Origin of the sequence: Mesorhizobium sp. M7A.F.Ca.CA.004.12.1.1, from assembly GCF_003997835.1 — a bacterium.
In the GTDB taxonomy this organism is placed as follows: domain Bacteria; phylum Pseudomonadota; class Alphaproteobacteria; order Rhizobiales; family Rhizobiaceae; genus Mesorhizobium.
In genome coordinates this window covers 1-2,928 of the sequence record NZ_RZRK01000755.1, presented here as the reverse complement: position 1 = coordinate 2,928, position 2,928 = coordinate 1, and the positions used below count along the sequence as shown (strand labels likewise).

Annotated in this window: 3 protein-coding genes; 1 reads left to right on the top strand and 2 read right to left on the bottom strand. The window is 61.1% G+C overall.

What is annotated here, in order from left to right:
* Together EN984_RS28975 and EN984_RS28970 are read right to left on the bottom strand one after the other, a co-directional pair.
* Window positions 1-1,145 (bottom strand): ATP-binding cassette domain-containing protein (locus EN984_RS28975; protein WP_164765718.1); only part of this gene is annotated, 1,145 nt, incomplete at its 3' end.
* Window positions 1,146-1,174: 29 nt separating this feature from the next.
* On the bottom strand, window positions 1,175-2,290 hold the full coding sequence (locus EN984_RS28970) for a BMP family ABC transporter substrate-binding protein (RefSeq protein WP_164748937.1): 1,116 nt from the start codon (window positions 2,288-2,290) through the stop codon (window positions 1,175-1,177).
* A gap of 220 nt (window positions 2,291-2,510) precedes the next feature.
* Here EN984_RS28970 and EN984_RS28965 point away from each other — a divergent pair.
* Window positions 2,511-2,928 (top strand): LysR family transcriptional regulator (locus EN984_RS28965; RefSeq protein WP_164765717.1); only part of this gene is annotated, 418 nt, incomplete at its 3' end.

Genomic DNA, 2,928 nt, shown 5'->3' with positions numbered 1-2,928 from the left:
ATCGCCCGCCGGCTCAGGAGAAACGGACCGCCGAAGCTACCGCTGGCGACGGTCGTGAGCGCGAGATTGTCGGCAATGGAAAGCTCCCGGATCAACCCGCTGTCAAAGCGGTCGGAGGGGATGACGCGCAAGCCGGCCTCGCGGCGCTGGTCTGGCTTGGCGGTGGATATGTCCTGGCCATCCAGTACGATCGCGCCGGCACCGGCACGGTCGAGTCCGAGAAGGCAGGCAACGAGTTCCTCCTGCCCGTTTCCACCGACGCCGGCGATGCCAAGGATTTCGCCGACATGCAGCTCGAACCCGAGATCGTTCAGGCTTTGCCCGTGAGCGGTCGCCCGTGCGGAAAGCCTTTCCACGCTCAGACACACATCGCCCGGCCGAGATGACGGCCGGCCCGCAACCGTCAAGGCATCGCCGACCATCAGCCGCGCCACCTCCGCTTCGGTGACGTTCGCAACCCGCGCACCGTCAAGCACGGTCTCGCCGTGCCGCATGATCGTTACCCGGTCGCAGAAAGCGGCAACCTCCCGGAACTTGTGCGTGATCAGAACCACGGCGTGACCTTGCCTCGACAATCGCTGGGCAAAAGAGAGAAGCGTGCGCGCTTCCTCGTCGGTCAGCACCGCCGTCGGTTCGTCCATGACCAGAATTCGGGCGCCCAGAAGCATGACCTTGATGATCTCGGCGCGCTGGCGTTCGGCGATCGAAAGGTTCGCTACCAGCTTGTGCGGATCGACGGGCAGGCCGATCTCGCTCGACTTGGCGGAAACGATCGCCGCCGCATCGCTCAGCGTTTTCACAGCAGCCTTGCGACCGAAGCCGAGGAGAACATTTTCGGCAACCGTAAAACTCTCGACCAGCCGGAAATGCTGATGGACCATGCCGAGACCGGCGGCGGCGGCTTCCAGCGGGCTGCGCAAACTGATCGCTTCGCCGTCGATCGATTGGTCGCCCCCGTCAGCTACATAGACGCCGGCCGCCACGTTCATCAAAGTGGACTTGCCTGCACCGTTCTCACCGACGATGGCATGCACCTCTCCCCATTCGAGACAGAAGGACGCATCGCGGAGCGCGGCTTTGCCGTCAAACGACTTGCCTATGCCGCGCATCAACAGAGCCGCCGGCGTGCCCGGCGGTTGTCGCATGTCTCCTGCCTGCGGAAGCGCCGTCGTCATTACTTCGCCGGCATGGTGCCGATGACACCGTCGACGAAATAGTCCATCGACCAGAGCGCCGCATCGTCGACCTTCCCGCCGGCGTCGACAACGATGGTGCCGTCTTGCTTTTTCAGAGGGCCCTGGAACGGATCAAGCTTGCCGGTGATGATCTCCCGCTTTGCTGCCTCGACCTTTGCCTTGGTCTCCTCGGAAACCGAGGGGCCAAAAGGAGCGAGATCGACCACGCCGGCTTCAAGGCCTTCGAAGGCGCCGTATTCCTCGGGTTTCCAGTTGCCGTCGATGATCTCCTTGATCGTCGGCACAAGATATTTCTCCCAGCGGAAGATGACGGAGGTCTGGATCGTCCGCGGCGCGGCATGCGACATGTCGAGCTGAAAGCCTATCGAAGGAACGCCTGCCTTTTCGGCGGCGTCGAGCGCCGAGGTCGCGCTCAGATTCGTGGCGAGCACGTCGGCCTTCTGGTCGAGAATGGCCTGGGCGATCTGCCCTTCCTTCACCGGGTCCCACCAGGAGTTGGCGAAGACCGCGACCGTTTCGATCGTAGGATCGACCGAATGGGCCCCGAGTGCAAAACTGTTGATATCCCAGTTCACCACGCCGACCGGAAAGCCGGCGAGGATGCCGATCTTCTTCGTCTTCGTCGCCTGTCCTGCCGCGATGCCTGCAAGGTACCAACCCTGGTAAGTGCGGGCATAGAAGCTTTCCATGTTGGCCCCATTCTCCGTGCCCGAAGCACTGAGAAACGCCACATTCGGATAGGCTTTGGCCGCTTCGGCCATTGGGGCGCTGTAGCCATAGGTGGTGCCGATTATGATGTTGAAGCCGCGCTTGACGTAGAGATCGATCGCCGCGCGCAGCTTCGTGGTCTCTTCCGGTATGTTCTCCGTCACCGAGACAGGCACCTGTAGCTGTTCCTCCACGGCCTTGCGGCCGGCCTCGAGGGCTTCGTTCCATCCGCCGTCTTGCGCTGAACTTGCATAGATGAACGCGACCTTGGGCGACCCTTCCAGAGTAAAGGCATATGCGCCGGACGCAGCACAGGATGCGAAAACCGTGGCCGCCGCCGCGAACAGGCGAACTGAGCCGGACGGCATCGTGTTGCGCTCTTTCATTTCGTGGTTCCCCTTGTTTTCTTTGTTTTTCTCAGCCGGAAGCATGCCGCGCCCATGCAGCTTCCCTGCACGGTGACGATTGCCGCCGGAGCGTCTTTTTTGATTTGGCAAAAGCGAATTGGCTCTTGTGCAGTGCATAACAGCCGATTACGTTCGTTCATGCAACAAAAATAATCATGCTCATTTTTTGGGCATTTTGCACAGAAATGTGAACGATCAAATGAACACCGATGCTCTGGCATCATTTGTAAAAATCGCGGAACTGCGGTCATTGTCCGCCGCGGCGAAGTTGTACGGCCTGCCCAAATCCACGCTCAGTCTTCGGCTCAAGCAGCTTGAAGACGATCTGAAGGTCGCTCTGTTCGAGCGCTCCGGCCGTGTCCTGTTGCTCACGGAGGCAGGGCAAACCCTGCTCGGGCACGCGCGGCAGATACTGCAAAGCTGCGATACGGCGCGGGCCGCCGTGACGGAACTGAGCGACGACGTGACCGGAACCTTGCGGATCGGCGCCACGGGGGAGTTCGGCACGGCCTACTACACGCAGATGCTCATGGCGTTCAGAAAGCTCTACCCCAAGGTGGAAATCGAACTCACCTTCTTTTCGCCGCACGTTCTCTACGCGCCGGAGAGCCTCGATA

What these genes read in the sequence shown, in the direction of transcription:
- EN984_RS28970 (WP_164748937.1), bottom strand. Translation starts at nt 2,290, where the DNA reads ATGAAAGAGCGCAACACGATGCCGTCCGGCTCAGTTCGCCTGTTCGCG.